We start from the raw sequence: 26,267 nt of genomic DNA, 5'->3' as shown, positions 1-26,267 counted from the left end.
GGACAGACGTCCTAGGATCAGCGGCATGACTCCCGAAGAGGTCGGCGCTCGGCTGGTCGCGCTGCTCGCTCCGGTCGAGGCGACCCCGTCGGTCTCCGGCGGGCAGCGGTTCGCCCGGGCCACCGTCGACGTGCCGCCGGCGAGTTGGCCGGATGCGGTACGCGCCGCCCGCGACGACACCGAGCTGGCCTGCGACTTCTTCGACTGGCTCTCGGCCGTGGACGAGTTGGCCGAGGGCTTCGACGTGGTGGCGCACCTCTGGTCGACCCGGCTGCGGCACGGCGTGTTGCTGCGCACCCGGCTGCCCCGCGGCGCGGCCACGGTGGCCTCGGTGGTCGACGTCTACCCGGGCGCCGCCTGGCACGAGCGGGAGACGCACGAGATGTTCGGCATCGGCTTCGCCGGTCACGGCGAGCTGCGACCGCTGTTGCTGCCGCCGGAGTTCGAGGGCCATCCGTTGCGCAAGGAGTTCGTGCTCGCCTCCCGGGTGGCCAAACCCTGGCCGGGCGCGAAGGAACCGGGCGAGTCCGAGGCCGGCGGTGGCCGTCGACCGATCCGCCCGCCGGGCGTGCCGGCGCCGGGCGAGTGGGGGACCACGCCCACCCCGGCCGGCGCGGGCGGCGTGGGGGAGGGTCCGCGTGGCGGCACCCCGGCCCGACCGGCCGGTGAGCGGCCCGCGCGGCCCGCTCCGGGGGCCCGTCCGGCGCGTACTCCCCGGCCTGCCGGCACCGCCGACGGCCCGGCCCCGGCCGACCAGCCCGCGCCCGGCGCCGGCCCGGCCCCGACGGACAAGCCCGCGCCCGCAGCCGGCCCGGGGGACAAGCCCGCGCCCGGCGCGGCCGACGGTCCGGCTGCGGACCCGCCGGCGGGCGACGACCGGACCGAGCACGACGGGGGTACGGCCTGATGCCGCTCTGGGTGGAGCTGGTGCTGCGGGTGGGTGGCGTGCTGGTCGCGTTCCTCACCCTGCCGTTGCTGGTCGGGCAGGCCGAGCACAAGGTGATGGCGCACATGCAGGGCCGGCTCGGTCCGATGTACGCGGGCGGCTTCCACGGCTGGGCGCAGCTCGTGGCGGACGGGGTCAAGTTCGTGCAGAAGGAGGACATCACCCCCCGCGAGGCGGACCGGGCGGTCTTCCGGCTGGCGCCCGCGGTGGCCCTGGTGCCCTACCTGCTGGTGCTGCTCGTCATTCCGCTCGGCCCGAACGACCTGGTCGGGCAGCCGTTGGACATCGGCCTGTTCTTCGTGCTGGCCGTGGTCGGCGTCGGTGTGGTGGCGGTGCTCATGTCGGCCTGGGCGTCGGCCAACAAGTACAGCCTGCTCGGCGGGCTGCGCGGGGCCGCCCAGTTGCTCGGCTACGAGCTGCCGCTGGTGCTGGCCGCCGCCTCGGTGGCGATGGCGGCGGGCACGCTCAGCCTGTCGGGCATCGTCGAGGCGTGGCAGCCGTGGTGGTTGCTCTGGCAGGCGCCCGCGATGATCATCTTCTTCGTCGCTGGGCTGGCCGAGATCCGCCGGCCGCCGTTCGACATGCCGGTGGCCGACTCGGAGCTGGTCTTCGGGTACATGACGGAGTACACCGGCCTGCGCTTCGCGTTCTTCCTGCTCGCCGAGTACGTCGGCATCGTGGTGATCGCCGCGCTGACCACGGTGCTGTTCCTCGGCGGCTGGCAGGGTCCGTTCGCCGACGATCAGCTGGGTTGGCTCTGGACCCTGCTCAAGGTCTTCGCCGTGGCGTTCGTGATCATCTGGCTCCGGGTGTCCTACCCCCGGCTGCGCGAGGACCAGCTCCAGCGGCTCTGCTGGCTGGTGCTGGTGCCGGCTTCCCTCGCGCAGCTGGTGCTCACCGCCGCCGTGCGCATCGCCCTCTGACTCGACTGCGGGTCAGCGCAGCGGGGTGTGCGCGGGGTCGACGGGCTCGGCCGGGGGCGGTGGCGGCGTGCCGTCGCCGAAGGGCCGGCCACCGAGGGCTTCCCGACCGTGCGGGGTGATCCAATTGGACAGGTCAGGGCCGAGCGGGACGATCCCGGTCGGGTTGATGTCCAGGTGCACCTCGTAGTAGTGCCGCTTGATGTGATCGAAGTCGATGGTGTCGCCGAACCCGGGGGTCTGGAACAGGTCCCGGGCGTACGCCCAGAGCACCGGCATCTCGCTCAGCTTCTGCCGGTTGCACTTGAAGTGGCCGTGGTAGACCGGGTCGAAGCGGACCAACGTGGTGAAGAGCCGCACGTCGGCCTCGGTGATGGTGTCGCCGACCAGGTAGCGCTGGCCGGCCAGTCGCTCGGTCAACCAGTCCAGCCGGTCGAAGAGCCGGTGGTACGCCTTGTCGTACGCCTCCTGACTGCCGGCGAAGCCGCACCGGTAGACGCCGTTGTTGACGTCCCGGAACACCATGTCGTTGACCTCGTCGATCTCCGCCCGCAGGTGTTCGGGGTAGAGCTGCGGGGCGCCCTCGCGGTGGTACGCGCCCCACTGCGTGGACAGGTCGAGGCTCATCTGTGCGTAGTCGTTGGTCACCACCTGCCCGGTCGGCACGTCGACGATCGCGGGCACGGTGATGCCCCGCTCGTAGCCGGGGAAGCGCTTGAAGTACGCCTCCTGGATGCGCTCGATGCCGAGCACCGGGTCCCGCCCGCCCGGGTCGAGGTCGAACGTCCAGCTCCGGGCGTCGTGGGTGGGGCCGGCCACCGCCATCGAGATGTCGTCCTCCAGACCGAGCAGCCGCCGCACGATGATCAGACGGTTGGCCCACGGGCAGGCCCGGCTGACCACCAGCCGGTACCGGCCCGGCTCCACCGGGTACCCGTCCCGCCCGTCGGCGGTGATCCGGGTGGCGATGTACCGCTGGTCCCGGGTGAACTCGGCACCCGGCTCGACGTACTTCCCGCGTGTTTCCTCGCCCACGTCACTCCTCCGGTTGCTTGCCGTCTCGTCCCCATCGTCGCGGATTACGGTCCGCGCTGCGCGCCGGCGTGCGATCCGGCCACGACCGCCTCGCGATCCGACCGGTCCTGCCCGACCGGTTCGGTGCCGGCTAACCTGCCGGGATGACGGATGTGGAGGCGGCGGCCCGGCAATTCATCGCCGACGTGTGGAACGCCCGCCGGGAGGAGTCGGCGTACGAGCTGATCGCCGACGAGTGCCCCGGGCTGGGCGGCACCGGCCCGGAGGCCACGCTGGCCTGGCACCGCGAGCGGCGGGCCGCCTTCCCGGACCTGCGCTACAAGATCGTGGACGTGTTGGCCGCCGGTGAGCGGGTGGCCGTGCACTGGCGGGCGGCCGGCACCCAGGCCGGGCAGTTCGGGCCGGTGCCGCCGACCGGGCAGGTGGTCAGCTACTCCGGGGCGACGTTCCTGCGCTTCGACGCGAGCGGCCGGATCGTCGAGGTGTGGAGCTGTAACGAGCTGCTCCAGCTGCTCCAGCAGCTCGGCGTCGAGATGCTCCCGCCGACCGGAGGTATCGCCGCTACCGGCGCGTGATCCGGTCCAACGGCATGGTCAGCTCTCCCCGCGACCACGGGTACCGCCGTCGACGCACGGGTGGTGGTCGCGCGCGCCGGGGCCACAGGGCAGGATGGTCCACATGAGCGACCCCAGCGAGCACGGCGACCCGGCCGGCGCCAGCGAGCGCGGCCTTCCCGGCGCGGGCCTGGTAAAGGGGCTGGCGGTCACCCTCAAGACGATGACCAGCCGCTCGACCACGCAGCAGTACCCCGACGTCGTCCCCGAGCTGCCGCCCCGCTCGCGCGGTGTGATCGCGCTTTCGGAGGAGAATTGCACGGTCTGCATGCTCTGCGCCCGTGAGTGTCCGGACTGGTGCATCTACATCGACTCGCACAAGGAGGAGGTGGCGGTCCCCGGCGCCGCCCGCCCCCGCCAGCGCAACGTGCTCGACAAGTTCGACATCGACTTCTCACTCTGCATGTACTGCGGCATCTGCATCGAGGTCTGCCCGTTCGACGCGCTGTACTGGTCGCCCGAGTTCGAGTACGCCGAGTACGACATCAAGGACCTGCTGCACGACAAGGACCACCTCGGCCAGTGGATGGCCACCGTCCCGCCGCCGCCCGCGCACGACCCGAACGGCGATCCGGCCAAGGAGGAGACGGCGGCCGCGCGTAAGGCGGCTGCCGCACGCCCGGCCCCGCCGGCGGTACGCCCCGAGCCCGGCACCGACCCGGGTCCCGCGTCGTGACGGCGCGACGCGGGGCGGTCCGAGCTGTGAGGGCGGCCCGGTGACCGGCGCGGACCTGCTGCTGCTCGCCCTCGGTGCGGTGGCGGTCGGCTCCGGCGTACTGGTGGTGACCACCAAACACCTGGTCCGTGCCGGGCTCTACCTGGTGGTCTGCCTGGGCGCGCTGGCCGGCGACTATCTGGTGCTCAGCGCCGAGTTGGTGGCCTGGGTGCAGGTGCTGATCTACGTGGGCGCGGTGGTGGTGCTGCTGCTGTTCGCGGTGATGTTGACCCGGGCTCCGATCGGCGCCTCCGACGACCTGGACCGGCCCGGCTGGCCGGCCGCGCTGATCGGTGGCGGTGCCGGGCTGGGGCTGACCGTCCTGCTCGTCGATGCGTACCGGTGGAGCACGGTGGCGCTGCCCGGGGCGGGCACCGCCGAGCGGCTGGGGGAGCAGATCTTCCGGTCCTGGGTGCTGCCGTTCGAGGTGCTGTCGGTGTTGCTGCTGTCCGCACTGGTGGGTGCGGTGGTGCTGTCCCGGCCCGACATCGGCCGGCCCGGTCCCGGGCCGGACGGCACAGCCGAGCCGGGCGAGGTCGACGTGGAGACCGGGGGTCGACGGTGAGGCCGATCATCCCGTACGTCACCGCCGCGCTGCTGTTCGGCCTCGGCGTCTACGGGGTGCTGCGCCGGCGCAACGCGGTGCTGGTGCTGATGGCGGTCGAGTTGATGCTCAACGCGGTGAACCTGATCCTGGTTACCGCGGACACCACCGCGCGTTCCGTGCTGCCGCACTCCGGTCAGGTCTTCGCGCTCTTCGTCATCGTCCTCGCCGCCGCCGAGATCGGGGTGGGGCTGGCGATCGTCCTCCAGCTCTACCGGCTACGGGCCACCGTGGCGGTGGACGAGGTGCCGTTGACCGAGCCCGCCGAGTCACCGCGGCCCGCCGGCATGCCGCAGCCGGCCGCCGCTAGCGCCGGCCAGCACCCGGAGGTGGGCCGGTGACCGGGTTGCTGGGGGCGCTGCTGCCCGCCGTACCGCTGGTCGCCGGGCTGCTCGGCCTGCTGCTGCCGCCGGCCCCGCGCCATCCCACCGCTGGCGCGGGGAGCGGTGACCGGGCCCGACGGGTGGCCGTCGCGCTCGGTGTGACCGGCGCTGCCGGCGCGTTGGCGCTGGCCGTCGCGCTGCTGGTCACGGTCGACGAACCGGGGGAGACGTCGACCACCTGGGTCGACATCGGTGGGTTGACGGTGACCCTGGGGGTCCGGTTGGACGGCGCCGCCGCGCTGGTCGCGGTGGCGGTCACCGCGGTCGCCCTGGCCGTGCAGGTCTACTCGATCGGCTACCTGCGGCGCGGTCCGCACGATGACGTCGACGTCGACCACCGCTATCCGCCGTACGCCGCGCAGATCAGTCTCTTCACCGCCGCGATGCTGCTGGTGGTCGTCGCCGGCGACCTGATCATGCTGCTGGTCGGCTGGGAGGTGATGGGCCTCTGCTCGTACCTGCTCATCGCCCACGACCGCCGGCTGCCCGGCGCGCCCGCCGCCGCGATGAAGGCGTTCCTGGTGACCCGGGTCGGTGACGTCGGTTTCCTGCTCGGCATCGCACTGCTCGGCGTGTCCACGGGCAGCTTCCGGATCGCCGACGTGCTCGCCCACGACCACTCCGGCGCGACCCTGACCGCCGCCGGTCTGCTGCTGCTGGCCGGGGTGGCCGGCAAGAGCGCGCAGTTCCCGCTGCACACCTGGCTGCCGGACGCGATGGCCGGCCCGACGCCGATCTCCGCGCTGATCCACGCCGCGACGATGGTGGCTGCCGGGGTGTACGCGGTCGCCCGCCTCTACCCGCTGTTCACGGCCGCGCCGGTGACGCTGACCGTGCTCGGGGTGATCGGCGCGATCACCCTGCTGCTCGGCGCCCTCGCGGCCACCGCACAGGACGACATCAAGCGGGTCCTGGCCTGGTCGACCGTCTCCCAACTGGGCTACATGACCGGCGCGCTGGCGGTCGGCTCGCCGTCGGCGGCGCTGTTCCACCTGCTCACCCACGCCGCTTTCAAGGCGCTGCTGTTCCTCGCCGCTGGCGCGGTGATCCACGCGGTGGGCACCACGTTGATGTCGGAGATGGGCGGGCTGCGTCGCAGCATGCCGGTGACCTTCTGGTGCACGGTGGTGGGCCTGGGCGCGCTGGCCGGGGTGCCGCCGCTGGCCGGCTTCTGGAGCAAGGACGGCGTGCTGACCGTCGCCGAGGCGGCCGCCCGGGAGGGCACCGGCCCGGCGCCGTCCTGGGTGGGCTGGTTGGTCTGGCTGGCCGGGCTTGTCGGCGTCGCGATCACCGCCTGGTACGCCGGCCGGCTACTGCTGCGGACCTTCTTCGGCACTCCCCGGCTGCCGCTGGTCCAGCCGCACGACCCGCCGGCGCTGCTCCGCTGGCCGGTGTTGCTCTTGGCCGTGCCGGCCGCGTTGCTCGGCCTGGCCGGGTTCGTCGGGGCGTTCGCCGACCGGCTGCGGTTCCCCACCGTGCCGGTGGCGGGCGCCGAGGACGGCCTGGTCCATCTCGGGCCGGGGCTGCTGCTGCCGCTGGCGCTGCTGCTGGTCGGCGCGGGGCTGGTGGTGCTGGGCTGGCGCCGCGACCGGGCCGCCGACCCGGCGTCCGCGCTGGGTCCGCTGCGACCGGTCTTCGCCCGCGCGTTCCGGCTCGACGACGTCCAGCACGCCCTGGTCGTACGCCCCGTCCGCGCACTCGCCCGGGTCGCGCGCACCGGCGACGAGGTGGTCGTGGACGGGGCGGTCGAGGGCAGCGGGCGGGCCGCGTCCGCTCTCGGTGCCGGGCTGGCCGCCCTGCACCGGGCGGCGCTGCCCCGTGCCGCCGCCGGGGTGCTGGCCGGCGCGCTGCTGATCGGGCTGGCCGCCGCACTGATCGGAGGGACCCGATGAGCTTCGGGCAGGTGCTGCTGGTGGCCGTACTGGCGGTGCCGGCACTTGGTGCGGTCGCGGTGGCCGCGACGCCCCGAGACCGGGCTGCCCGGCTGGTCGGCACGGTCGCGGCGGCGCTGACCCTGCTGGCCGCGGTGCCGCTGGTGTTCGGCGACCGGAGTTGGTTCGCGTGGTCGGCCGGCGCGCCGGCCGTGCGCCCCTGGCACGAGCTGGACCTGCCCTGGGTGCCCGGCCTGGAGTTGCGCTTCCACCTGGGCGTCGACGGCATCTCCTGGCCGCTGGTGGTGCTGACCGCGCTGCTCACCCTGCTCTGCTGCGGCTACTCGCTGTGGCGGGTGCCGGACGGCGGCAGCGGCCGGACGCTGGTGGCGTTGCTGCTGGTGGTCGAGGTGGGCATCCTGGGCACCTTCCTCGCCCTGGACCTGGTGCTGTTCTTCCTCTTCTTCGAGGTCGTCCTGCTGCCGATGTACGCGATCATCGCCGGCTGGGGTGGCGCTGACCGGCGTCGGGCGGCCCGCAAGTTCGCGCTCTACACCCTGCTCGGCTCGGTGCTGCTGCTGGTCGGCGTGTACGTCGTGGTCGCCGCCGTCGGCACCGCCGACATGGTGGCGCTGACCGGTGGTGGCGGGCTGTCCCGAGGCACCCAGCTCGCGGCGTTCACCCTGCTCGCGCTCGCGTTCGCGGTGAAGAGCCCGCTCTGGCCGCTGCACTCCTGGCTGCCCGACGCGCACACGCAGGCCCCCACGGTCGGCAGTGTCGTGCTGGCCGGGGTGCTGCTCAAGATGGGCACCTACGGCCTGATCCGGGTGGCCGTGGGGGTGGCGCCGGAGGGCGCCCGCTGGGCGGCGCCGGTGCTCGGCGTGCTGGCCGTCGCCGCCATCCTGGTCGGCTCGCTGGTCTGCCTGGCGCAGGACGATGTCAAGCGGCTGATCGCGTACTCCAGTGTGGGTCACATGGGCTTCGTGCTGCTGGGCGTCGCCACGCTGACGACCACCGGCATCCAGGCGGCACTGATCGGCAACGTCGCGCACGGGGTGATCACCGGTCTGCTGTTCTTCCTGGCCGGTGCGGTGAAGGACCGTACTGGCACGGGCAGCCTCGCCGAGCTGTCCGGGCTGCGAGAGACCGCGCCCCGGCTGGCCGGTCTGCTCGCGTTCGCGGCGATCGCGTCGCTCGGCCTGCCCGGGTTGGCCGGCTTCTGGGGGGAGGCGTTCGCGGTGATCGCAGCGGTCCAGGTGGGCGGCCCGCTCTGGACCACCCTCGGGGTGCTGGCCGCGGTCGGCGGCGCGCTCACCGCTGCGTACTTCCTGCGGCTGCTGCGCCAGGTCACCCACGGTCGGCCGAGCACTGCGGTCGGCCGGGTCGGCCCCGCTCTGGCCGGTGCGGAGCTGACCGCGTGGGTGCCGCTGGTCCTGCTCGCGCTGGCCATCGGGCTGGCCCCGGCGCTCGTTCTCGGCGTCGCCGAGGCCCCGGTCGACGCCCTCGTGGGGGTGGTCTTCCCGTGAACGCGGTGCAGAGCGTGGACAGCGTGGCGCTGCTGCCGGCCTACCTGGCCGCCGGTACCGCCGTGCTCGTGCTGATCACCGACCTGCTGCTGGCCCGGCCGCGGGCCACGATCGTGGTGGCCGCGCTCGGTGCGCTCGGCACCGCCGTCGGCGCCGCCGTGGTGGGCGCGGGTGGGGAGCGACAGACGTTCTGCGTCGGCGCCGACTGCTCCTGGATCTTCGGCGGTCGAGCGGCCCTGGTCGGCGCGGTGGTGGCGCTGCTCACGCTGGGCGTGCTCGGGCTGTCCGTGCCCGCGCTGCGGGCGGGGCGGTCGCCGGTGGGGGAGTACTGCTTCCTGCTCGCCTGCTCGATGACCGGCGGCGTGGTGCTCGGCGCGGCCGGCGACCTGATCACCCTGATCGTCGCCCTGGAGACGCTGACCCTGCCGCTGTACGTGCTGGTCGGCCTGCGTCGGGGGAGCCTGGCCAGTGCCGAGGCGGCGGTCACCTTCTTCGTGGTCAGTGTGGTGGCCACCACAGTGACGCTGCTCGGCGCCGCGCTGCTGTACGCGGTGACCGGCGGGCTGCACCTGGACCGGCTCGGCACGCTGCTCGCCGAGCGGCCGGAGCTGCGCGACCTGCCGCTGACCACCGCAGCGGTGGCGCTGGTGCTGGTCGGGCTGGCCTTCAAGGTGGCGGCGGTGCCGTTCCACGCCTGGGCGCCGGCCACCTACGACGGAGCACCGTTGCCGGTGGCCGCCTACCTGTCCACGGCGTCCAAGCTGGGCGGGGTGGTCGCGCTGCTCGCCGTGGTGCAGCGGGCACTGCCGGGCGATCAGACCGGTCCGGTGCTCGCCCTGCTCGCGGTGCTCACCATGACCGTCGGCAACCTGGTCGCGCTGCGTCAGCGGCGTACCGTCCGGCTGCTGGCCTGGTCCTCGGTCGCGCAGGCCGGCTACATCCTCGCCCCGCTGGGCGCGTTGGCGCTGGCCGCCGGCCGCACGGGTGAGGCACGCGACGCCGCGTACGCCGCCGCGGTGGCGTACACCGTCTTCTTTGTGGTCCTGGAGTTGGCCGCGTTCGCCGCGGTGACCGCGCTGCGCCCGGCGGGTGCGGACGGCGGCACCCTGGACGACCTGCGCGGGGCGGCCCGCCGGCACCCGTGGCGGGGCGCGGCGCTCGGCCTCGCGCTGGTCGGACTGGCCGGTCTGCCGCCCGGGCTGGCGGGACTGTTCGCGAAGGTGACCGTGGTCCGGGCGCTGCTGGACGGCGGCGCCGCCTGGCTGGCGCTGGTGGTGGCGGTGAACGCGGTGATCGGCCTGGCGTACTACCTGCGGGTGACCGCCGCACTGTGGGCGCCGACGGCGACGCCCGCACCGGCCTCGACGCTCCCAGGCGGCGCGGCGGCCGTACCCGTGGTGGGCGTGGTGGCCGTGGTGCTGGCGGTGGCCACGGTGGCCACCGTGGTGCTCGGTGTCGCGCCGCAACTGGTGCTCGACCTGGCCGCCCGCTGACCCGACCGCCCCGCTCCGGGCGGCCCGTTCCCGCAGGTCTCAGTCATTTCTCAGCGTTGAGACGGATGGTTGGCGGGTACGGAGTTGTTACACCGGTCAGCGGATCCCGGCGATCCGTGCACCGAAGGAGTGATTGTGCACCACAACCGTCTGAAGACCGCCGCGCTGCTCGGCCTGCTCACCTCGCTGATCCTCGTGGTGGGCTACTGGTTCGGCGGCAGTGGCGGACTGTTCATCGCCGTCCTCGTGTCTCTGGTCATGAACGGCGTTTCCTACTTCTACTCCGACAAGCTCGCACTGCGCTCGATGCGGGCGCAACCGGTCACCGAGGCACAGTTCCCCGAGCTGTACCGGATGGTGCGGGAGTTGGCGGCCGAGGCCCGGCAGCCGATGCCGCGCCTCTACGTCAGCCCGACCGCGCAGCCCAACGCGTTCGCCACGGGTCGTAACCCGCAGCACGCGGCGGTCTGTGTGACCCAGGGCATCACCGAGATCCTCGACTACCGCGAACTGCGCGGTGTGATCGGGCACGAGCTGTCACACGTCTACAACCGGGACATCCTCATCTCCAGCGTGGCGGCCGGCCTGGCCAGCATCATCACCCTGCTGGCGAACCTCGCCTTCTTCATCCCGCTGGGCGGCGGGGACGACGAGGATCGGCCGAACCCGGCTGTGCTGCTGCTCACCCTGATCCTGGGCCCGATCGCGGCCAGCGTCATCCAGTTGGCGATCAGCCGGAGCCGTGAGTTCCAGGCGGACGCCTCGGGTGCCGAGTTGAGCCGTGACCCGCTGGCTCTGGCCAGTGCCCTGCGCAAGATCGATGCGGTGGCCCGGCGTCGGCCGTTGCCGGCCCAGGGCCAGCTCACCAGCACCGCGCACCTCATGATCGCCAACCCGTTCAAGGGTGGCGGCATGGCCACGCTCTTCGCCACCCACCCGAAGATGGAGGACCGGGTCGCCCGGCTGGAGCAGATGGCCGCCAACGCGGGCCCGGTGCAGTTCCAGCGCTGACCTGCTGATTCCGCCTCCGCCCGTACCCGGTCGCATCCGAGTACGGGCGGAGTGCTGTGTCGGCCGCGATACGATATCCGGTTCTGCCCGCTAAGCACCCGGCGTTAGGGTCTAAAGGGCTCACGCTCATTACATTCTCGGGAGGTTCACGGTGGCCGCACTGCGCCAGTATCTGGGTGTCTGGCGGATCCCGGGGGCGCCGATGCTGCTGGTCACCGGCATCATCGGGCGGCTCGGGATCGGCATGACGCCGCTGGCGCTGCTGCTGGTGGTCGAGCAGGTGACCGGGCGGTACGCGCTCGCTGCGGTGGCGGGCGGGATCTACGCGATCGCCGGTGCCGTGCTCAGCCCGGTGGCCGGGCGGATCGCCGACCGGGTCGGCCCGAGCCCGGTCCTGCTGGTCACCGCCGTGGCCCACCCGCTGGCGCTCACCGGCCTGCTGCTGGCCAGCCGGTCGGGCGACGACGCCCTTCCCGCCATCTACCTGGCCGCCGGTGTCGCCGGTGCCACCTATCCACCGCTCACCGCCGCCATCCGTGGCGCGTGGAACGACCTGACCGGCCCCGCCTCCGGCCGGTACCCCCTGCGCAACACCGCGCTGGCCGCGGAGACCTCATTGTTCGAGATCGTCTTCGTGATCGGCCCCCTGCTCGTCGCCGGCTTCGTGCTGCTCGCCGACGCGGCGGCCGCGCTGATCGGGGCGGCCGTGGTCACCCTGGTCGGCACCACCGCCGTGGCCCTCGGCCGGGTGATGCGCGGCTGGCGTCCGCACCCGCGCGAGCACCACGCCCGGGGGCTGGGCCCGCTGCGGGTCTCCGGCTTCCCGGCCCTGCTGGTCTGTGTGGCCAGCCTCGGCATCGCGTTCGGCGCCGCGGGCGTGATCGTCCCGGCGTACGCCGGTGACTACACCGTCGACGACCCGGAGAGCCTGGCCGGGATCCTGCTGGCGGTCTGGGGGATCGGTAGTGCGGCCGGCGGGCTCTGGTTCGGTGTCCGCAGGCCGTCGCCGAACATGACCCGGCAGTTCGCCATGCTGCTCGCTGCGGTGGCCGGCAGTTTCGTGGTGTTCGCGGTGATGCCCACACCGTTGGCGCTGGGTGCCGCGCTGGTCGTCGGCGGGGCCACCATCGCGCCCGCGCTGACCCTGGAGAACACCCTGGTCGGTCGGATCGCGCCGGCCGGAATGCTGAACGAGGCGTACACCTGGGTGGTCACCATGTCGGTGGCGGCGAGCGCTGCCGGCGGCGCGGTGGCCGGCCTGATCGTGGACAACGCCGGCGGCGTGCCGTGGGCATTCCTGTTCGCCGGGGCGGCGGTCGCCGTCGGGGCCGCGGTCGCCGCGCTGCCCGCCGGGCCCATCGCCCGCGCGGAAATCTCGACGGTACGCACCGACGAACCCGTCACAGTCTGAACCGGTACGGCGCGGCTGGGCCGGACCAGCCACCCGCCGGACGCGGCGACCCGGCTTCCTGGCGCGTCGCCCCTAGCCGGGGTCTCGGCGGGATCGGGCGGTGGTCGCATCGACCGGCGGTGGGTCCGGGAACGGCAGGGGGCAGCAGGAACTGCCGGCGCACGCGATCAGGTCGTCGCAGCCGGCGGAGATCGCCGCCCGCAGGGAGTCTCGGACAGCCGTCAGGTCGGCCAGCCGCTGCTCCACCTCGGCCAGCTTGGCCGTGGCCCGCGCCGGTAGGCCGACACCGCGGTCGTGTCGGCGCCGCTCGGCGTCGAGCAGCTCGGCAACCTCGCCGAGGGTGAAGCCGAGACGCTGCGCCGTCTTGATGATCCGCAGCCGGGTGACCGACTCCGCCGGGTACAGCCGGTGTCCGCCGGGGGACCGCCGCGGTGCGGCGAGCAGGCCGCGACGTTCGTAGTAGCGCAGCGTCTGCGGGTTCACCCCCGCCGCGCCGGCCAGTTGTCCGCTCCGCAGCCACGCCCCGGCCGCCCCCGGTGCGCCGCCCGGCCGCACCCGCTCGGCCAGGCCGTCGAGGACGCCGACGTGCGAGGCCGGAACCTGTACGTCCACGGTCACCGCGTCCGGGCCGGTGCGGGTGACGCCGAAGGTGAAGAACGAACAGCACGCCGATTCGCGCGCGGTCAGGTCCCGGGCGCCGCGCTCGGCCTCCGCCGTGCCGACCAGGTGCAGCCGCAGCCGCTGCGCGGACGGCCGCTCGATTCGAAGAACCGCCTCGGCGAAGAACCGGTCGAACTCGGCGAGGCGGAGAGGCAGCTCGGCCGTGGGCAGGCGGCAGGAGTCGGGGACCCACGTGTCGTCCGCCGCTGGGTTTCGGTCGCTCACCACCTGACGGTAAGCCCGTACCCGGGTACCGGATGCAACCCCGCAGTCGGTTGAGTCACCTGCCGCGCCCAATCTGGCGGGGTCAGCGCGGGCCCGGACCGCCGGGTGCGGGGCCGGGCCCGGATGTGGAGGCTCTAGTAGCGGGCGGTCAGTGCACCGTCGATCGCGAGGGCCGCACCGTTGATGAACGCGGACTCGTCGCTGAGGAGGAACGCCGTGAAGGCGGCGACCTCGTCCTCCCCGGCTGCTCTGCCGCTCGGCTGCTGGCTGAGGAGGTCGTTCGCGGCATCCGGGTTGGCCGCAGTGAAGTTGCGCCAGAGCGGGGTGTCCACCAGGCCCGTCACCAGGGCGTTGACCCGCACGCCCTGCTTGGCGACGTCGAGCGCCGCGGAGCGGGTGAGGCCCACGACGCCGTGCTTGGCGGCCGAGTACGCGACAGCCGTCGGATCGCCGGCCACACCGACCACGGAGGCGTTGTTGACGACGGAGCCGCCCCCGCTGGCCAGGATCGCCGGAAGCTCGTGCTTGAGGCTGTAGAAGACGCTGGTCAGGTTGAGGGCGATGGTGCGATCCCAGGTCGACGCCGCACTGTCCCGGATCGTTCCCTGGATGTTGCCGCCGCCCGCGTTGTTGAAGGCGGCGTGCAGGCCCCCGAACTCCCTGACCGTGACGTCGACCAGGTTGGCGACCTCCTCCTCGACCGTGACATCCGTCGGGACGAAGAGGACCTTGCCTCCGTCGGCCGTGATCTCCGCAGCGGTCGCCTCTCCGCGTGCCTTGTCACGTGCCCCGATCACGACGGTTGCCCCTCGGAGGCGGCGCGCCTGGCAAACGCCGAACCCATGCCGGAGGTCCCTCCGGTAACGATGACGACCTTGGACTGCAGGCGGTTCATGCTCGCTCCACTAGTTGCGCAGTGCGGCCACGCGATCGCGGGCCAGCCGCAACGGTAGGGTTATCTGGAACGACTGCCAAAGAATTGTCGCCGTAGTCACCCGTGCCTCGCGCGGCCCGCCGCTGCTGGGGTGTTCGGCGAGGCTGTTCCGGCCAGCGAAGGGGGATTCGGATACTTTGTTGATCGTTACATAATTTACGGGTCGCATGAGATGCCCGCGGGGGCGGACCGAGGAAAGTCCTGCGGGTGGCGAGTGAGGGCGCCACCCGGTCTTACCGCACGCAGACGGTTAGAAGGTGAAGTCCGAGGGCGCGCCCTCACCCACGCGGCCGTCCACTGCCTCACGGAGGATGTCGGCGTGGCCGGTGTGGCGTGCGTACTCCTCAACCATGTCCAACAACATGTCCCGGACGGTGGGGGTGCGGCCGTCCGGCCAGGTGAAGGACGCTGGTCCGTCCAGCCCGCGCTCCTTGATGACGTCAGCAACGAGCTCGCGCGACCGCTCGACAGCGTCTCGCCACACCGCGTAGACATCTTCCGGCGAGTCCAGCGCCCCGGTGTGCCATTCCCAGTCAGGGTCGGCGTCGAAATCCACGGCGTCCCACGGGGCTCCGTAGTCCTGTCCGGCGAGTTTGACGGCCAGCCAGTCCGCCTCGACCAGGGCCACATGCTTGACGAGGCCGCCGAGCGTCATCGCACTGGCGGCGGTGGTCGCGCGCAGACCCTTCTCGTCCAGCCCCGACGTCTTCCAGGCGAAGGTCCGCCGGTTGCGCTCGAGGACTGACAGCAGGGACTCGGCCTCGGTGGGAGCTGCTGATGGGGAAGGCTGGGGAACCGTCTCGCTCATGACCGGGGAGCATAGCCAGAACTCTCATCGACCACTCACCGGTAAAAAGCGGACAGATTAGCCTCGGGACGTGGCGTCCGGCTAAATGATCTTTCTAGCCGGGCCCCAGTATTCCCCTGCTGTCCTACCTGTAGTTATTGAACTGGAGGGCGACGCCGAAGTCCTCGCCCTTGAGCAGCGAGATGACCGCTTGGAGGTCGTCCCTCTTCTTGCCGGTGACCCGCAGCTGGTCGCCCTGGATCTGAGCCTGCACACCCTTGGGGCCCTCGTCGCGGATCTTCTTGCTGATCGCCTTGGCCTTGTCCGTCTCGATGCCCTGGATCACCTTGCAGTCGATCTTGAAGATCTTGCCGGACGGGCGCGGGTCGCCGGCGTCCAGCGACTTCAGCGAGATGTTCCGCTTGACCAGCTTCTCCTTGAACACGTCCAGCGCGGCGCGTACCCGCTCCTCGGTCTCTGCCTGAAGGCCGATCGCCTCCTCACCCGACCAGGAGATCTCCGCACCGGTGCCGCGGAAGTCGAACCGCGTCGCGAGTTCCTTCTCCGCCTGGCGGAGGGCGTTGTCGACCTCCTGGCGGTCAACCTTGCTCACGATGTCAAACGACGGGTTCGCTGCCATGCTTCTACTCCTGCTGTCCGGAGGTCTGGGCCTGCCGTCGGCCACCGACCAGCGGCACGACCCCCTGACCGTACCCGGTTGCGACGGGGGTGGGGTGAGCCGCTATCCTTGCTTCCGCCGCCGCGTTGCGACGCGGTGGGGTGCCCTGGCGGGTTGCCCGAGCGGCCAATGGGAGCGGACTGTAAATCCGTCGCGAAAGCTTCGAAGGTTCGAATCCTTCACCCGCCACCAGGCAACGGCAAGGCCCTTGACCTGCGGAAACGCTAGTCAGGGGCCTTCGTCGTCTCCTGCCGTTGTTGACCGCCGTTGCTCCTGATCGACCGACCGATCGGGCACGTATCGGGCACGCGAGGGGACTGGCGTCATAAGCGAGTTTGATGAGCTGGTGCTCACGATCGCGCGGCACCTTGAACTCGACTGGCAGTACGTCGAGCGTGTCGAGGCGTGGAACGCAGAGCGGATCGCCGAGGTTCGCTCGGCTGGCCGTAGAGCTGGGCGCCGGCTCGGCTACAAGATCGCTACCTTCCAGTCTGACGCGGACGATGAGGGCCGCGTCGTCGTGATCGTTGCCGTGCGGGAGGCGCCGGACGCCGAGGACGATCGCCGAATGACGGACAGGGGGATGCTGCTCATGAATGACCTCTGGTCGAGGCTGCTACCGGGCGACGACCGCGAGTCATAGCACCGTCAGTTTGGAAGGACGAAGATCACCGCCCCGAGATGCCCGAAACGCCTGCTGGCGCTAGGGGAGTGGGTCACGACTCGTGCCCGCTGGTGCCCGTCGGGGACACCGACTACTGGCACGTGGCTGGCATGCCGCGACCGCCTGATCCGTAGCCTCGGCGAGCCTGTCCAAGACGGTCCGTCCTCGGCGTCCGTGGCTGGCCCTGCTCCTGTGGGTGTCTCCGTCCGTACTCGGTGGTCCGAGGCTGTTGCTGTCAACGGTTGCTGTCAGCTATCGCTCCCGGTCCCGGCACCTGCAGCGGTTGATAACGCCGGGGTAGGCGTCTACTCGCCCATCGAGCCGCTGTACCAGGAGGTGGTCGTCTTCGTGCCAGATCGTTTCGCCAGGATGCACGAGGACCGGTCGGTCCAGTACGAAGTGGCGCCAACGATCGATCAGCGTGAGGCGGTCGGCCTGTTCCCGCAACCCTGTCCCCTCCTCTTGGCTGTGCTCTTGCTCAGCAGCATCGGCCAGCCGATAGGCGAGCTGCAACAGGTGGCCTGGCGGGTCGTGACAGAGCTCCTGGGCAGATCGCGGCGACCTGAGAATTATGAGATCAAGATGGGCGGCCCGGCGAGCTGCCCGGATGGCCTTCTAGCAGCGGAGATACCTCTCGGCACCTCTCACCACTCCCCCGCTGTCCGTCGCCCTCTTGCGGACTAGATGCGGACTGAGCCGCCTGGACTCACCCCCTGGGACTCATAGGCTCGTCTGGTGGTGTCGATGGTTGAGACGGCGGGGCTTGTTGTCGTCGTCGCGATTCTGCTGACCCTCCTGGTGCTCATGGTGATCAGTCTGTTCAGGCCACGAGACTCCCGGTCCGACGACGGGCCGCTTGACCACATGCATCACCCTCCGCCGGATGGGGGCGCGGGTGGCGGTGGAGACTAGTTTCAAGCTGTCCGCGGAACCCAGACCGTCAGTTTGGAAGGACGAAGATCACCGCCCCGGGATGCCCGAAACGCCTGCTCGTGGCTGGGGACTGGACCACGGCTCGTGCCCACTCGTGCCCGTTCGGGGCGCCGGCTACTGGCACATGGCTGGCACGCCGCCATCTGATCCGTAGATTCCCAAAAGGTGTCAATGCCGTCCGAGGCCGTCCGCCTGCTCCTGGTCCTCAGGCGCTCGGCAGCTCGATCGGTCCCGTCCCGTCCGGTCCAGTCCGCCCCGATGGCTCCCACGCGTGGCTCCCAGACTGTCAGCTTGGGAATCGCACAAGATCGGTTCGGGGCACTACGTTCTGCCTGGTCGACATGACCTCGAGCGGCCTGAAATGCCCTCCGTTGACACCGGCTTGTGGCCCGTGGATGGCCCAGCCCCGACCGTGGAGGTGGCCGGAGGCCACCCCGTAGGAGTGGCCCCCGGCACCGGCGATTCAGTTGGGTTGATCGGCCCAGGCGGTATCGAGGATTACCTGGTACGAGCTGATCCGTACCGGCGAGAGGGTCAGCAGCTCGTGGGCGAGCAGTTCCCCAGTGTTCGGGTGGAAGATCAGAAGGGACTGCTGGTTGTGCTCGCGGTCGTCGAAGGTGATGGCTACACCCTTGCGGCCGGCCCGATCGGTCACCTGGCCCCGCCACAGGAAACCGGGCACATCGGCAAGGCCCCGCAGGATCTCAGCTCGCGTCTGGCGCGGAACGACATATCGCCCGTACACCGTGCTGACTCCCTTGCTGACGGCGCCCGCGCCGTACCTGACCTTGAGCAGGTCGTTCATCTGGGCTCGACCCGACGGCAGCGGTGCGAGGTCCTCCGGTGGCAGCGGCATGTCGTCGGGCGCGGGCGTTCCGGAGGCGGAAGCCTTGGACTTGAGGTTCCGCTGCCAGTACTCCCGGGACTCCTGGTCCGGATACTGCGGCTCAAGCTGGGTCCTGACCTGCTTACCGGTCCCGTCGGCCGCCTGCCAGACCTTGGTCTCGTCGGCGAAAGCGACATGGTGGCGACCGTCGGCGGACGTCATCACCGGGTCGCCCCACGTCTTCGTGTGGTGGTACATGTACCGGCCGGTGCGGTTGTCGTACTCCGCATCGACAAGCCTGCTCGCCAACGCGCGCAGCTCGCTCCCCGCATCACGGGTGACAGAGCCGTACGCCACCGGCACGAGCACCACCCCCGGATCCGCCCCGGGCGGACCGGCGATCCCCGAGGTGTCCGGGCTGGACGGGCCGAACGTCTGGACGATTGCCGCGGCGCCGACCGCTACGGTCAGCGCCCCGGCGGTCAGAACCAGCCTGCGCGTCGGGCGTGCCCGGCGGTGATGGGCGGCCGGCTCGGCGACAGCCTCCGTGCGGACGATCAGATCGTGTGCCGACAGCCGGGGCGGTGCGATCGTGCTGTGCCGGGCCGGGTCAGCCGGACCGAGGAGGGTACGCGTTCGCTCTTCTCCGAACATCACATGGCCTTTCGAGGACTCGCCAACACCGGCTGCTGCGCCGGCGGTACAACTCGGTGCGACATGGCTTCGTTGAGGCGCCTACGGGCGCGGTGCAGACGCACGGCAGCGGTGGTGCGGGTACAGCCGAGGACCTGAGCGGCCTCGGAAACTGTCAGTTCCTCCCAACCGACCAGCCGGAGGATCTCCTGGTCGAGGTCGGCGAGGGTGGCTAGAGTGGCGTGGAGATCGGTGACGCCCACTGTCGCGTCGGCGCCGGACGAGCCCGGCTTCTGCAGAAGGCCGGCGTCGGCAATCGGTAGCACCTCCGGCGCAGCTCTCCGAGTTCGCCACTCGTTCGCCAGCAGGCGACGGGCCACCCCGTACAGCCAGGGCAGGCTGCGGTTCGGAACCTCGCGGCGACGCCGCCAGGCGACGACGAACACCTCCTGGGCTAGTTCAGCCGCCGTGTCCAGATTGCCGAGCCGACGCTGGCCGTACTTCACCACGTGTGGGTAATCGGCCGCATAGACGCTGGTGAACCAATCCTCATTGCGTTCTCCCGGTGGACCCATCCAAGACTCCCGCCTGGTTGACGAACGTTCACCCTGGCTTGTGTCATCTCCAGCCCAATGATTACCGCCAACCACCTGCCAGAGCCGCACGCCGCGATAAAGCTGCCTCCGGCTGCAACGGCTCCGCCAGGTGGAACGTCGACGCTCCCACACGCTCAGGTCTGCTTCCAATGCCTGCGGCTCAAGTCCCCTGCGACTCAAGCGGATCTCCTCGTCGGGCAGTCGTAGACCGTCCAGCCTCCCCGGACGGGGACCAGGTGGAGCGCCCTACCGGCCGAACGACCTGGTCCCCGTCCGGGGAGGCTGGTAGCCCTTGTGGTGCCTGGCGAGGCGAGCCGCGGCGGCATCTTTGAGGAGGGCCGGGGTTCGGGGCGGAGCCCCGAGGTCTTCGTGGTCCTGGTCGTCCGTCAGCGTGGCCGGCCGGCCCGGCCGATGCCGGCCGGAGGTCGCCAGCAGGCCGGGGCCGGGCCGGCGCGGCCCGCTTGCGGGCCGCCTTGAAGTACCGATTTGACCGGGCGGTAGAGCGGGCGGGCCTGACTGACCTGATTCCGCACGATCTTCGGGCGACGCACGGGAGCTGGGTGGCTGATTCTCATGGCGTCCTGGTCGCCGCCCGCAGGCTGGGTCACTCCAACGCCAGCGTCACGACTCGCCACTACGCCCGAGCAGTCGACGGCCGGGACGCCGAGGTAGCCGCCTTCCTCGACCGGGCACGAAAGGCCGAAGATCATTCCGGAGGGGCACGCAACGGGCACGCGGGGGAGCCCAGGTCGGCCAGCCGGAGAGAAAAGCGGCCCTGACCTGCGCGAACATTCATTGACAACCTTGATAACGGGCAAAACTGTAAATCCGTCGCGAAAGCTTCAGAGGTTCGAATCCTCTACCCGCCACCAGGTGCAGAGACGGCCCCGTGAGCTGCGGAAACGCGCTCCGGGGTCTTTCTCGTGGAGTCCACGGGCGTCCAGCCCGATCTAGGCGTCAGCTCGTGATGGGTGCCGTTGAACCCTCGGTCTGACGGCGCTGCACGACCTGGAAGCCGGGCTCGCCGGTCAGGTCCGCGTCAAGCCGCCATCCCAGCCGCGGCTCCTGCCCACCGACGCCGCCCGCGATGTACGTCGCGCCGCGCGCAGGCCGGCTGTGCAATAGACCGAAGGCCAGTTCCGCCTCAGTGCGGCCAATGGCGACTGCCACCGTGACCGGCGCACTTTCCACGACAGAAGTCAGTCGGACCCGAGCACGAATTCGCGTTTCGGTACGCCGGTCGCCGGGCCGCTGCGAGACTGGGCGCGTGCCAGCCCCGCCGGCGCCCCGGCGTCGGCCGACCCGATCCGGCAGGTGGAGAACATGTCGAACGACAACGAAATCCGTCCCTTCCGGCTCGACATACCGGAAGAAGCGCTTGCCGACATGCGTCGCCGGATCGCGGCCACCCGCTGGCCCAGCCGCGAGCTGGTCACCGATCGCTCTCAGGGCGTGCAGCTGGCGACGGTCCAGGAGCTGGCCCGCTACTGGACGACCGATCACGACTGGCGCGCGTTCGAGGCGAAGCTGAACGCCCTGCCGCAGTACACGACCAATATCAACGGCGTGGAGATCCACTTCATCCACGTGCGGTCGCAGCACGAGAACGCCCTGCCGCTGATCATGACGCACGGCTGGCCGGGCTCGGTCGTCGAGCTGCTCGGGGTGATCGGCCCGCTCACCGACCCGACCGCGCACGGCGGTACCTCCGAGGACGCGTTCCATCTGGTGCTGCCGTCCTTGCCGGGCTACGGCTTCTCGGGCGAGCCGACCGAGCTCGGCTGGGAGAACGGCCGCATCGCACAAGCGTGGGCGGAGCTGATGGCCCGCCTCGGCTACACGCGCTACGTCGCCCAGGGGGGTGACGTGGGTGCCGCCGTCACGGACGCGATGGGCCGCCAAGCACCCGATGGGCTGCTCGGCATCCACGTCAACCTGCTCGCCGGGGCGATCGGTATCAAGGACCAACTGCCGGCGAAGTCCGAGCAGGAACGCGCGGCGCACGACGCGCTCAACCTGTTCATGATGGACGGCTTCGGTTACTTCCTGGAGCAGTCCACCCGGCCACAGACGATCGGCTACTCCCTGCTGGATTCACCCGTCGGGCTGGCGGCCTGGATGTTCGACCACGACACCGACAGCTACTACAAGATCTCCCGCGCGCTCGTCGACGGCAAGCCGGTGGGCGGTCTCACCCGGGACACCATCGTCGACAACGTCACGCTGTACTGGCTGACGGGCACTGGCGCCTCGTCCGCCCGGTGGTACTGGGAATTCGGACGGTTCCTGGCCGCAGCCGGTGCGTCCGGCCAGGCTCCTCCGCCGGTCTCGGTTCCGGTTGGCTTCACGACGTTCCCCGAGGAGATCTGGGCTGCCCCGCGCAGCTGGGTCGAGACGGTCTACCCCGACCCCGCGTACTTCAACGAGGCCGACCGCGGCGGCCACTTCGCCGCCTGGGAGGAGCCGGAGCTCTTCTCCGCCGAGGTGCGGGCCGCGTTCCGGCCGCTGCGGTAGTCCTGAGCCCGCTCTGGTTCGCGCCTGACCCTCCTGGTCAGTCCTATGGAGGTCACAGGCGAGGGCTGCGAAGTCAGCGCGTGGCACTCGGGTTCCTCACCGGGCGCTTGCCGCCTGCGGCATCAATCCCGTGACGCCCGTCGCGCATGATCTTGAAAGCGATCGCAGCCGCCACGGCGCCGACGTGGTCGTGTTCGCCAGCGACGGCGGCGGCCTGCAGTACGGGCTGGCCATGCCGGCCGGATCACCGGTCTACCGCCTCCCGCCGGGCCTCGTCCTCACCGGCATCTACACCTCAGAGAACCCGCACTTTGACGTGGCGGCTCCGGACCTGTCCACCTTCCTCGACCGCCTGCTCCAGGCCGTGAGGACGTTCGCCGCTTCGGGTACGCCACCCAGCTTGTGATCCTTCATCCCAGTGAACGGGTGGGCGGATGCCGGAACACCTGACAGGCAACCCGCAGTCGTCGATCAGCTGTTCTCGCCGGTGGTGTCGCCGACCAGGCGCCGCGCTTCGGCGATGACGTCCGCGTCGATGTCCACGGTCGCGGTACTGGTGCACAGGTTCCCGTCATGGACGGCGTCCACGTACTCGTACGCGTTGTCGAGGGCCATCAACTCGGCTGCCCGGGGAGTGCCCTCGTACGTGATGAAGCTGTACGCCCAGGACGTGAGATCGCGAGGCGCGATGGTCTCTGCGAGTAGTCGCCGAGCCATGATCCGAAGCGCTTCCTCCGCACCCTCGCGACTGCCCTCCTGGTGGTAGGTCAGGGAGTGCTCCGCCAGAGCGACGTCGAGCCATCGCCGCAACTCGTCACTCTCGTTGCCCTTCACGGGCGAGATGCCGGCGAGGATCCGGAGGGTCGGGCTGTCCATGCCTGCCGTGAGGCAGTCGCAGGCGGCCTCGATCACCTGGGCTGCACTGCCCGACCCGATACTCCAGAAGACGGCGGCGCCCTGGAGGCGAGCGAGCGCATCGTGACCAGGCACCCGTACATGATCTGCCGGCGCGTCCCCACCGTCGCCGAAATTTCCAGCGGTGCAATGGAGGCGTCAGCGGTTGGTGCCACTCGTCGCGTCCGGCTTCTTGTGTCGACGCGGTAAGCGGGTATGGTGGTCGATGTCTCGGCTCGCATCGGCGCGTTTCCAGGCCAGCAGATCCGTCACGGAGAGCGACTGCACGTGATCACGCCGGCGGAAGCCGAACGGCGTGGGTGAATTGTGCTGAAGGTCGTATCAAGCGCTGTGTGAAGCGCTGAAGTCGCAGGAAGCAGCCCTGATCTGGCCCGGCACGTCGCGGGGGACTGGGCCGAAGGGGGCAACCTTCTCAACGCTCGGACCGGTCCCACACTCACCGCTTTTCGGCGTACCGACCGTGTGGCACGATCGTGGAACCTCCACCATCCCTGTGACACTTCCCCGACAGGAGCAAACATGTCTGGTCGAAGACTGGGTCGACTGTTTGGCCCGCTCCTCGTGCTCGCCGCTGTCCTCGGAGGACTGCTCGGCACCGATTTCCTTCCCGGCGCAGGTAGCGCTCAGCTGACTGACGTCGTTTGGGGTGCGGGGTTGGGTGATGTCGTCTGGGGCGTGGACGCCTCCCGGTAGCCTCGCGGGTCGTCGCCCATGAGGGCAGCACCCACGGGCGGCGTCTTTCAGAGGGAGCGGTATGGCCAGGCGTGACCAACGGCGCAAGTCCACGGACCACGCCTGGCTAATCACCGGCCCGCTGGCACTGGTCGCCATCCTCTCCTGCACCGCGATCAGCGTCATCTCCGACCATCCCTACGGGGAGTGGGGGCTGGCGTTCCTGATTTTCCTGGCGATGGCCGGCATCAGCATTCCGGTGCTGAACTTCGTCGTCCGTCGGCAGTCCGTGGGCGTGACGCTCACCGAGATCCCACTCGTGGTAGGGCTGTTCTTCCTGCCACCGCTGACCGTGATCCTGATCTACACGGTCGCCTCGTTGATCTGGAGCGCCTCGCAGCGCTTCGCGCCAGCGAAGTTCTGGTTCAACGTCGCGAGGGCCGCTGCGGCCACGTCGCTGGCCAGCCTGCTTCTCCTGCGACTGCCACCGCTGGAGGGCGTGGGCCCCGGCACCTGGGGCAGTCTCTTCCTCGCGGTAAACACCATCACCCTGGTCAGTCTCGCCTCTGTCGTCGGCGTGCACGTGCTGCTACAGGGCTGGCAGGCCGGCCGGGAAGCCCTGCGGACCACCCCGTCGGTGCTCCTCACCACCTCGATCAACGCGTCCGTCGGTCTGCTCGTCCTGATCGCTCTGGACCAGACCTGGTGGTCCGCGTTGCTGCTGGGTGCCCTCTTCGCCGCACTCACCCTGGTCTACCGGTCCTACGCCCAGTTCTTCCGGCAGCACCGCACCCTGACCGGGATGTACGACCTGGCCCGGTTGATCACGACCAGCGGTGCCGACGGGTCGCTGGCCGACGTCCTGCTCGACCGGGTCCGTGCCCTCATGCAGGCGGAGTCCGCCACCCTCTGGCTGCCCGCCCAGGGCCGGCACCCCGAGGTGCTGTTGACGGCCCGGGTCGATACGCCAGGGCTGCTCGATGTTGCCCCGACCCCGTCGATACTGCGGGAGCGGGCGCGGGACCTGGCGAAGACGTTGTCGATGGGCCGTCTGCTGGGTGACGAGAGTGCGCTACGCGGCGAGATCAGCGCCCGCGAGATCAAGGACGTGATCGTGGTGCCGCTGCGCTCCGGGCAGGCGGTGATCGGCACCCTGGAGGTGGCGAACCGGCTCAGCGACATCGGCCACTTCGCCCCCGGTGACATTCCCATCTTCGAGACGGTGGCCGCGCACGCCGCCGTGGCGCTGGAGAATTCCCGGCTGGTCGATCGACTGCGGCACGACGCGTACCACGACGCCCTGACCCGGCTGCCCAACCGGCGGCGGATCACCGGCGCGCTGGACGAGTCGGTCAAGATCGGCGCACCCAACGAGGTGGTGGCGCTGCTGCTCTTCGACGTCGACGGGTTGCGCCAGGTCAACGAGTCCCTCGGTCACGCGGCCGGGGACAAGGTCCTCGCCGAGGTCGCCAACCGGTTGCGGGCCAGCGCACCGTCGTCGGCTCTGGTCGGCCGGGTTGGTGGCGACGAGTTCCTGGTGACGCTGCGGTTGGAGAACGCCGACGCGGCGCTGGAGTTGGCTGGCCAACTGCGCGACCAAATTCGTGACGAGATGGTCTTCGACGCGCTCACACTCGATGTGGACACTGCCGTCGGGGTGGCCGTACACCCGGATCACGGCAGCGACGCGGCCACCCTGCTGCTCCGGGTCGACCTCGCCGCCACAGCCGCCAAATCGGTACCGGGCAGCGTGCAGCTGTTCAACCCGGCGCTGGAGTCGCGGTCGCTGCGCCGACTGGGCCTCGCCGGCGACCTGCGCCGAGCGTTGGACCAGGACGAGCTGGAGGTCTACTTCCAGCCCAAGGTGACGCTGCGGGAGCGTCGCCTGGTCGGTGTCGAGTGCCTGGCCCGGTGGGAGCACCCGACGCACGGCACCGTCGCCCCGGAGGACTTCGTCGCGGTGGCCGAGCACACCGGCCAGTTGAGCCGGCTCACCGAGGTGGTGCTCCGCGAGGGGCTGCGCCGCAGCCGGGACTGGGCCGAGGCCGACCTTCCGCTGCCCGTCGCGGTCAACCTCTCCGCCCGTACCCTCACCGACCAGCATTTCCCCGACCGGGTGCAGGAGTTGTTGACCGAGTACGGGGTGCCGGCGCAGAGCCTCACCCTGGAGATCACCGAGGCGGGGGTGCTGGACGGCACTGACCGACCCATCCCGACCCTGCACCGGCTACGCGATCTCGGCGTCCGGCTGTCGGTGGACGACTTCGGCACCGGTGATTCGTCCCTGGCCCACCTGCGGCGGCTGCCGGTGCACGAGGTGAAGGTGGACCGCTCCTTCGTGCAGGGCATGGCGACCGATCCGGGGGACCTGGCCATCGTCAACGCGGTGGTGACCCTGTCTCAGCAGTTCGGCCTGGCGGTGGTGGCCGAGGGCGTGGAGAGCGAGCTGACCCTGGAGCTGCTCCAGGACATCGGCTGTGAGATCGGGCAGGGCTTCCTGTTCAGCCGACCGCTGCCGTACGAGCGGCTGGCGGCCTGGTTCGGCGCCCAGGCCGACCCGGAAACGATCTCCGTCGGAGAGCTTCCCCGCCTTCGTGTCGTGCCCTGAACTGGGCGTAGACGATCTCCGGGGATCCGATTTCACCTGCCGAGCCGGGCCGTGTACTCTTACTTCTGCGCGCCCCACGGGGAGATCGCGCA

24 protein-coding genes, 1 tRNA gene and 1 pseudogene are annotated in these 26,267 nt (G+C 70.7%); 17 read left to right on the top strand and 9 right to left on the bottom strand.

Translation table 11 applies throughout. The features are described 5' to 3' along the window. Window positions 1-25 precede the first annotated feature (25 nt). Both OG470_RS03320 and OG470_RS03315 read left to right on the top strand, forming a co-directional pair. Window positions 26-622, top strand: a pseudogene (locus OG470_RS03320) (NADH-quinone oxidoreductase subunit C); the annotation flags it as partial. Window positions 623-906: 284 nt separating this feature from the next. After that, the gene (locus OG470_RS03315) at window positions 907-1,869 is read left to right on the top strand and encodes a complex I subunit 1/NuoH family protein (protein WP_210917475.1); all 963 of its coding nucleotides are present in this window, start codon (window positions 907-909) and stop codon (window positions 1,867-1,869) included. Window positions 1,870-1,881: 12 nt separating this feature from the next. Here the strand turns inward: OG470_RS03315 and OG470_RS03310 are convergent, their stop codons facing one another. Then, on the bottom strand, window positions 1,882-2,901 hold the full coding sequence (locus OG470_RS03310) for a glutathione S-transferase family protein (RefSeq protein ID WP_328420619.1): 1,020 nt from the start codon (window positions 2,899-2,901) through the stop codon (window positions 1,882-1,884). A 143-nt stretch (window positions 2,902-3,044) separates the two neighbouring features. On the opposite strand from OG470_RS03310, the gene OG470_RS03305 reads away from it, so the two are divergent. The 9 genes from OG470_RS03305 (at window position 3,045) to OG470_RS03265 (ending at window position 12,529) form a co-directional block, all read left to right on the top strand. Next, window positions 3,045-3,476 carry an ester cyclase gene (locus OG470_RS03305; protein WP_328420617.1) on the top strand — a complete coding sequence of 144 codons (432 nt, stop codon included), beginning with the start codon at window positions 3,045-3,047 and terminating at the stop codon, window positions 3,474-3,476. A gap of 94 nt (window positions 3,477-3,570) precedes the next feature. Then, the gene (locus OG470_RS03300; RefSeq protein WP_328420615.1) at window positions 3,571-4,191 is read left to right on the top strand and encodes a NuoI/complex I 23 kDa subunit family protein; all 621 of its coding nucleotides are present in this window, start codon (window positions 3,571-3,573) and stop codon (window positions 4,189-4,191) included. 40 nt (window positions 4,192-4,231) lie between these two features. Next, a complete protein-coding gene (locus tag OG470_RS03295; RefSeq protein ID WP_328420613.1) occupies window positions 4,232-4,795 on the top strand; it encodes an NADH-quinone oxidoreductase subunit J family protein in 564 nt (187 codons plus the stop codon). Then, a complete protein-coding gene (gene nuoK / locus OG470_RS03290; protein WP_328420611.1) occupies window positions 4,792-5,175 on the top strand; it encodes an NADH-quinone oxidoreductase subunit NuoK in 384 nt (127 codons plus the stop codon). The genes OG470_RS03295 and nuoK overlap by 4 nt, the downstream gene beginning before the upstream one ends. Then, window positions 5,172-7,109 carry an NADH-quinone oxidoreductase subunit 5 family protein gene (locus tag OG470_RS03285; RefSeq protein ID WP_328420609.1) on the top strand — a complete coding sequence of 646 codons (1,938 nt, stop codon included), beginning with the start codon at window positions 5,172-5,174 and terminating at the stop codon, window positions 7,107-7,109. Before nuoK ends, OG470_RS03285 begins: the two co-directional genes overlap by 4 nt. Then, entirely contained in the window at window positions 7,106-8,614 is a 1,509-nt protein-coding gene (locus OG470_RS03280; RefSeq protein ID WP_328420607.1) for a complex I subunit 4 family protein, read from the top strand. The genes OG470_RS03285 and OG470_RS03280 overlap by 4 nt, the downstream gene beginning before the upstream one ends. After that, window positions 8,611-10,107, top strand: coding sequence for an NADH-quinone oxidoreductase subunit N (locus OG470_RS03275; protein WP_328420605.1), 1,497 nt, complete (start codon window positions 8,611-8,613; stop codon window positions 10,105-10,107). The genes OG470_RS03280 and OG470_RS03275 overlap by 4 nt, the downstream gene beginning before the upstream one ends. Before the next feature lie 135 nt (window positions 10,108-10,242). Next, window positions 10,243-11,118 (top strand): zinc metalloprotease HtpX, encoded by an 876-nt coding sequence (htpX, locus tag OG470_RS03270; protein ID WP_328420603.1) that lies wholly within the window; start codon window positions 10,243-10,245, stop codon window positions 11,116-11,118. Window positions 11,119-11,269: 151 nt separating this feature from the next. Continuing rightward, window positions 11,270-12,529 (top strand): MFS transporter, encoded by a 1,260-nt coding sequence (locus tag OG470_RS03265; protein ID WP_328420601.1) that lies wholly within the window; start codon window positions 11,270-11,272, stop codon window positions 12,527-12,529. A 72-nt stretch (window positions 12,530-12,601) separates the two neighbouring features. On the opposite strand, the gene OG470_RS03260 is transcribed toward OG470_RS03265, so the two are convergent. From OG470_RS03260 to OG470_RS03245, 4 genes are all read right to left on the bottom strand, one after another. Then, window positions 12,602-13,414, bottom strand: a complete 813-nt coding sequence (locus tag OG470_RS03260) for a MerR family transcriptional regulator (RefSeq protein ID WP_328420599.1) — start codon at window positions 13,412-13,414, stop codon at window positions 12,602-12,604. Window positions 13,415-13,548: 134 nt separating this feature from the next. Continuing rightward, entirely contained in the window at window positions 13,549-14,211 is a 663-nt protein-coding gene (locus tag OG470_RS03255) for an SDR family NAD(P)-dependent oxidoreductase (protein ID WP_328420597.1), read from the bottom strand. Window positions 14,212-14,598: 387 nt separating this feature from the next. Beyond that, window positions 14,599-15,156 (bottom strand): DinB family protein, encoded by a 558-nt coding sequence (locus OG470_RS03250; RefSeq protein WP_328420596.1) that lies wholly within the window; start codon window positions 15,154-15,156, stop codon window positions 14,599-14,601. A gap of 124 nt (window positions 15,157-15,280) precedes the next feature. Beyond that, window positions 15,281-15,775: a YajQ family cyclic di-GMP-binding protein gene (locus OG470_RS03245; RefSeq protein WP_328420594.1), complete on the bottom strand. Its 495-nt coding sequence runs from the start codon at window positions 15,773-15,775 to the stop codon at window positions 15,281-15,283. Window positions 15,776-15,922: 147 nt separating this feature from the next. On the opposite strand from OG470_RS03245, the gene OG470_RS03240 reads away from it, so the two are divergent. Further along, a tRNA-Tyr gene (locus OG470_RS03240) sits at window positions 15,923-16,006 on the top strand. Between the two features lie 154 nt (window positions 16,007-16,160). Beyond that, a complete protein-coding gene (locus tag OG470_RS03235) occupies window positions 16,161-16,457 on the top strand; it encodes a hypothetical protein (RefSeq protein ID WP_328420592.1) in 297 nt (98 codons plus the stop codon). A 1,417-nt stretch (window positions 16,458-17,874) separates the two neighbouring features. Here the strand turns inward: OG470_RS03235 and OG470_RS03230 are convergent. Together OG470_RS03230 and OG470_RS03225 are read right to left on the bottom strand one after the other, a co-directional pair. Then, entirely contained in the window at window positions 17,875-18,891 is a 1,017-nt protein-coding gene (locus OG470_RS03230) for a CU044_5270 family protein (RefSeq protein ID WP_328420590.1), read from the bottom strand. Continuing rightward, window positions 18,891-19,445: an RNA polymerase sigma factor gene (locus OG470_RS03225; protein WP_328420588.1), complete on the bottom strand. Its 555-nt coding sequence runs from the start codon at window positions 19,443-19,445 to the stop codon at window positions 18,891-18,893. Before OG470_RS03225 ends, OG470_RS03230 begins: the two co-directional genes overlap by 1 nt. Before the next feature lie 482 nt (window positions 19,446-19,927). On the opposite strand from OG470_RS03225, the gene OG470_RS37145 reads away from it, so the two are divergent. Beyond that, a complete protein-coding gene (locus OG470_RS37145; protein WP_442931034.1) occupies window positions 19,928-20,245 on the top strand; it encodes a tyrosine-type recombinase/integrase in 318 nt (105 codons plus the stop codon). A 178-nt stretch (window positions 20,246-20,423) separates the two neighbouring features. On the opposite strand, the gene OG470_RS03220 is transcribed toward OG470_RS37145, so the two are convergent. Further along, on the bottom strand, window positions 20,424-20,657 hold the full coding sequence (locus tag OG470_RS03220) for a hypothetical protein (protein ID WP_328420586.1): 234 nt from the start codon (window positions 20,655-20,657) through the stop codon (window positions 20,424-20,426). A gap of 132 nt (window positions 20,658-20,789) precedes the next feature. On the opposite strand from OG470_RS03220, the gene OG470_RS03215 reads away from it, so the two are divergent. Together OG470_RS03215 and OG470_RS03210 are read left to right on the top strand one after the other, a co-directional pair. After that, complete coding sequence (locus tag OG470_RS03215) at window positions 20,790-21,980, top strand: epoxide hydrolase family protein (protein WP_328420584.1); 1,191 nt, start codon at window positions 20,790-20,792, stop codon at window positions 21,978-21,980. Between the two features lie 130 nt (window positions 21,981-22,110). Continuing rightward, complete coding sequence (locus OG470_RS03210; protein WP_328420582.1) at window positions 22,111-22,386, top strand: hypothetical protein; 276 nt, start codon at window positions 22,111-22,113, stop codon at window positions 22,384-22,386. A 65-nt stretch (window positions 22,387-22,451) separates the two neighbouring features. Here OG470_RS03210 and OG470_RS03205 read toward each other — a convergent pair whose 3' ends face one another. Next, on the bottom strand, window positions 22,452-22,970 hold the full coding sequence (locus OG470_RS03205) for a hypothetical protein (RefSeq protein ID WP_328420579.1): 519 nt from the start codon (window positions 22,968-22,970) through the stop codon (window positions 22,452-22,454). A gap of 679 nt (window positions 22,971-23,649) precedes the next feature. Here OG470_RS03205 and OG470_RS03200 point away from each other — a divergent pair. Continuing rightward, on the top strand, window positions 23,650-26,175 hold the full coding sequence (locus OG470_RS03200; protein WP_328420577.1) for a putative bifunctional diguanylate cyclase/phosphodiesterase: 2,526 nt from the start codon (window positions 23,650-23,652) through the stop codon (window positions 26,173-26,175). Window positions 26,176-26,267: the final 92 nt, after the last annotated feature.

The sequence above is a fragment of the Micromonospora sp. NBC_00389 genome, assembly GCF_036059255.1.
Taxonomy (GTDB): Bacteria; Actinomycetota; Actinomycetes; order Mycobacteriales; family Micromonosporaceae; genus Micromonospora.
The sequence above is the reverse complement of the archived record's forward strand: the minus strand, read 5'-3'. Positions and strand labels throughout refer to the sequence as shown.

Bases quoted from the DNA above. Each gene is read 5' to 3' on its own strand.
- OG470_RS03315 (WP_210917475.1), top strand. From the start codon at position 907: ATGCCGCTCTGGGTGGAGCTGGTGCTGCGGGTGGGTGGCGTGCTGGTC.
- OG470_RS03305 (WP_328420617.1), top strand. From the start codon at position 3,045: ATGACGGATGTGGAGGCGGCGGCCCGGCAATTCATCGCCGACGTGTGG.
- OG470_RS03300 (WP_328420615.1), top strand. From the start codon at position 3,571: ATGGTCCACATGAGCGACCCCAGCGAGCACGGCGACCCGGCCGGCGCC.
- OG470_RS03280 (WP_328420607.1), top strand. From the start codon at position 7,106: ATGAGCTTCGGGCAGGTGCTGCTGGTGGCCGTACTGGCGGTGCCGGCA.
- OG470_RS03250 (WP_328420596.1), bottom strand. From the start codon at position 15,156: ATGAGCGAGACGGTTCCCCAGCCTTCCCCATCAGCAGCTCCCACCGAG.
- OG470_RS03245 (WP_328420594.1), bottom strand. From the start codon at position 15,775: ATGGCAGCGAACCCGTCGTTTGACATCGTGAGCAAGGTTGACCGCCAG.
- OG470_RS03230 (WP_328420590.1), bottom strand. From the start codon at position 18,891: ATGTTCGGAGAAGAGCGAACGCGTACCCTCCTCGGTCCGGCTGACCCG.
- OG470_RS03225 (WP_328420588.1), bottom strand. From the start codon at position 19,445: ATGGGTCCACCGGGAGAACGCAATGAGGATTGGTTCACCAGCGTCTAT.
- OG470_RS03215 (WP_328420584.1), top strand. From the start codon at position 20,790: ATGTCGAACGACAACGAAATCCGTCCCTTCCGGCTCGACATACCGGAA.
- OG470_RS03200 (WP_328420577.1), top strand. From the start codon at position 23,650: ATGGCCAGGCGTGACCAACGGCGCAAGTCCACGGACCACGCCTGGCTA.